Origin of the sequence: Kineococcus indalonis, from assembly GCF_009906395.1 — a bacterium.
Lineage (GTDB): Bacteria > Actinomycetota > Actinomycetes > Actinomycetales > Kineococcaceae > Kineococcus > Kineococcus indalonis.
Window position 1 is genome coordinate 1 of record NZ_JAAALM010000213.1, and the last position, 2,848, is coordinate 2,848.

Consider the following 2,848-nt stretch of genomic DNA (forward strand, 5'->3'; position numbering starts at 1 on the left):
GCTGCGGGCCGCCGAGGAGGCCGAGCGGGCGCTGGCCGCCGCGCGCGCCGCCGCTGCGGCGGCCGCGGCCGAGGCCGCCCGCGCCACCTCCACCGTGCGGGCCGCGAGCGCCCCCACCGGGTACGCGGACCTGTACGCGCGGGCCGCGGCGACGTGCCCGGGCATGCGCGCGGCGCTGCTGCAGGCGGTCGGGCAGGTCGAGAGCGGGCACGGGCGCAACGTGGGGCCCTCCTCGGCCGGCGCGGTCGGGCCGATGCAGTTCATGCCCGCCACGTTCGCCGCCCACGCGGTCGACGGCGACGGCGACGGCGACACCGACGCGTGGGACCCGGCCGACGCGGTGTTCACCGCCGCGCGGTACCTGTGCGCCAACGGCGCCGGGCAGGGGCGCTCCGGGGAGGCCGGTGCGCTGTTCCGGTACAACCACGCCGACTGGTACGTGGCGATGGTGCAGCGCGTGGCCGACGAGGTCGCCGCCGGTGGCGGCGCCCCGCTGCCCGCCGGCTGACCCCGCCGGACCGCCGACCTGCTCGCGCTCAGGAGCGCACGTCCTGCTCGTCCAGCCGCAGCAGCGCGGTGCCCTCCAGGGTCTGCACCTCCACGGCCGAGATGAGCTCGGGCGTCAGCGAGGTGGCACCGCTCAGGCGCGCGTCGCGACCGGGCACGGCCGTCCAGGTGCCGATCCGCTCGGCGTGCCCCTGGGCGTCCTTGACGACCAGCGCGTACGGGTAGGGCCGGCCGGCGGTGTCGGAGGCGTAGGCGCACACCAGGTCCACGCGGGTGCCCCAGGCCACCTGCGTCAGCTGCGCGGTGGCGGTCAGCGGCACCGGCACCAGCGGCTCCATGGACTGCACCGGCCCCGCCCCGCCGTCCGCACCGGCCCCGCCGGCCGGGGAGGACGGCGCCGGGGACGTGGACGGGGCCGGCAGCGCGGTGCGGACGGGTCCGCCGCCGTCCAGGGCCGCGGCCCCGGCCAGGACGGCCAGGCACGCGGCGGCGGCCCCTCCGACCAGCACCAGGCGGCGGCGACGGCGGCGGGCGCGCACCTCGCGCAGCAGCCGCGGCAGCAGGGTGTCCGGCGCGCGCGGCGGCAGCGGCGCCGGGGCGTCCTCCTCCAGGGCGGCGACCACGTCCGCCGGCACCCGCGACAGCAGCCCCGGCAGCCCCGCCAGCTCCTCCACGGCCGCCCGGCAGGACGCGCAGGCGCCCAGGTGCTCCTCGAACTCCCCGCGCTCGGCGGGGCTCAGCGCCCCCAGCACGTACGGTCCGGCGCTCGTGGCGAACGCGTCGCCCGGCCCGCTGCCCATCAGCGGCTCACCCCCATCTCCTGCAGCGCCAGTCTGAGGTTCATCAGCGCGTAGTGGGTGCGCGACTTCACCGTGCCGGGCGGCACGCCCAGCACGCGGGAGGCCTCGGCGACCGAGCGTCCCCGGAAGTAGCACTCGCGCAGGACCGCGCGGTGCTCGGGCGAGAGCCGGGTCAGGGCCTGGGCGACGACCCACTGCTGCAGGACCTGCTCGGACTCGTCGACGACGGAGGAGTCGGGGACCTCCGCGCGCACGCTCTCGCGGCGGGCGCGCGCCGAGCGGCGCTCGTCGATGACCAGGCGCCGGGCCACGGTGAACAGCCAGCCGCGGTTGGACCCGCTGGCGGGGTCCAGCGCCTCCGGGTGGCGCCAGGCGCGCAGCAGCGTCTCCTGCACCACGTCCTGCGCGTGCGCGCGGTCGCCCGTCAGGGACACCACGTAGCCGAACAGGGCACCGGCGTGCTCCTCGTGCAGCGCCCGCACCAGCTCCTCGTCGGCGTCGGTCACCGCGTCCCCCGCTCCTCCCCGGCCCGCGCCCGGCGGGCCGTCCTCCCGGCGGGCCACCCCCGCGCAGGGGCAACGGTGCAGCGCGCCGGACGGTTCGACGGTCCCGGGCCCCCGGCCCCGGCGCGCCCTACGGTGGGCCGGTGGCGATCCCCGAGCAGGAGCCGGCGGTGCCGGCCGCGGTGCGCCGCGCCGCCGGCGGGGACGCCGTGCGGGCCGTGTGGGTCAACGAGCTCGGCGGGCTGACGTTCCGCCTGACCGGTGCGGACGGCACCGGGCGGTTCTGCAAGTGGGCGCCGGCCGGCGCGGCGCTGCCGCTGGCCGAGGAGGTGCCGCGCCTGGCGTGGGCGGCGGCGTTCACCCCGGTGCCGCGGGTGCTGGGGCACGGGGCCGACGAGGACGGCAGCTGGCTGCTCACCGCGGCGCTGCCCGGGGAGCCGGCGGTCTCCCCGCGCTGGCTGGCGCGCCCGGGGGCGGCGGTGCCGGCGCTGGGCCGCGCGCTGCGCGCGCTGCACGAGCGGCTGCCGGTGGTGGACTGCCCGTTCGGATGGTCGGCCGAGCAGCGCCTGGCGGCCGCGGTGCGCGACGTGTCAGCGCTGGGCGCGCCGCCGCCGGTGGACCGGCTGGTGGTGTGCCACGGCGACGCGTGCGCGCCCAACACCCTGCTGGCCGCGGACGGCGCGCCGGTCGGGCACGTGGACCTCGGCGCGCTGGGCGTGGCCGACCGCTGGGCGGACCTGGCGGTGGCGACGCTGAGCCTGGGCTGGAACTACGGACCCGGCTGGGAGGCGGCGTTCCTGGAGGCGTACGGGGTGGCGCCGGACCCGGCGCGCACCGCCTGGTACCGGGCGCTCTGGGACGCCGGCCCCTGACGGGACGGGTACCTTGTCGAACGTGACGAGCACGGCCCGGTCCTGGTCCCCGACCCCGGCGGACGTCCCGCCGGGCGAGCACGCCGAGGCGCCCCGCGGGCCCCTCGCGCCGGGCGGCGGCGCGCGGCCGCTGCGCGACTGGCTGCGCGAGCTGCCGCTGCTGGCG

General features: G+C 79.8%; 4 protein-coding genes. 2 read left to right on the plus strand and 2 right to left on the minus strand.

Translation table 11 applies throughout. The annotated features are described in order from the left end of the window. Positions 1-508, plus strand: a 508-nt coding sequence (locus GTR00_RS11595) for a lytic transglycosylase domain-containing protein (RefSeq protein ID WP_166611779.1), incomplete at its 5' end; no start/stop codon positions are given. Between the two features lie 28 nt (positions 509-536). On the opposite strand, the gene GTR00_RS11600 is transcribed toward GTR00_RS11595, so the two are convergent. Together GTR00_RS11600 and GTR00_RS11605 are read right to left on the minus strand one after the other, a co-directional pair. After that, positions 537-1,307 carry an anti-sigma factor family protein gene (locus GTR00_RS11600; protein ID WP_166611780.1) on the minus strand — a complete coding sequence of 257 codons (771 nt, stop codon included), beginning with the start codon at positions 1,305-1,307 and terminating at the stop codon, positions 537-539. Next, complete coding sequence (locus tag GTR00_RS11605; protein WP_240899901.1) at positions 1,307-1,792, minus strand: sigma-70 family RNA polymerase sigma factor; 486 nt, start codon at positions 1,790-1,792, stop codon at positions 1,307-1,309. Before GTR00_RS11605 ends, GTR00_RS11600 begins: the two co-directional genes overlap by 1 nt. A gap of 161 nt (positions 1,793-1,953) precedes the next feature. Between GTR00_RS11605 and GTR00_RS11610 the strand changes: the two genes are divergently transcribed. Next, positions 1,954-2,682, plus strand: coding sequence for an aminoglycoside 3'-phosphotransferase (locus tag GTR00_RS11610; protein WP_323132413.1), 729 nt, complete (start codon positions 1,954-1,956; stop codon positions 2,680-2,682). The last annotated feature ends 166 nt before the right edge of the window (positions 2,683-2,848 follow it).

What these genes read in the sequence shown, in the direction of transcription:
- GTR00_RS11600 (WP_166611780.1), bottom strand. Translation starts at nt 1,307, where the DNA reads ATGGGCAGCGGGCCGGGCGACGCGTTCGCCACGAGCGCCGGACCGTAC.